This window comes from Priestia sp. SIMBA_032 (assembly GCF_046535215.1).
Taxonomy (GTDB): domain Bacteria; phylum Bacillota; class Bacilli; order Bacillales; family Bacillaceae_H; genus Priestia; species Priestia aryabhattai.
In genome coordinates this window covers 1-270 of the sequence record NZ_JAWRXD010000712.1, presented here as the reverse complement: position 1 = coordinate 270, position 270 = coordinate 1, and the positions used below count along the sequence as shown (strand labels likewise).

General features: G+C 71.5%; 1 protein-coding gene. It reads right to left on the bottom strand.

From position 1 onward, the window contains the following. Positions 1 to 270 (bottom strand): hypothetical protein (locus SB717_RS36125; RefSeq protein WP_410907812.1); only part of this gene is annotated, 270 nt, incomplete at both ends.

Below are 270 nucleotides of genomic sequence, written 5' to 3'. Positions count from 1 at the left end.
CAGCGCGGGCACGACCGCCTTCGTGCCGGTCTCGGCCAGCTCCGTGACGCCGGGGAGCGCAGCGGGCGCCCCGCTCGCGGGCACGACACGCGTGATCTCGCTTGCGACACCGAAGCGCGATGTCCAGGAGCGGAGCCGCTCGCCGCCTTCGCCGGGGTCGGTCCTCGCAGGGTCGATGCGCTCGGTCCACACGTAGTATCCGTCGGACGGTAGGGCGCACGATGGTGTGACGTACTCGCCGACGTCGTCGACCTCCGTCTCCACAGAGCA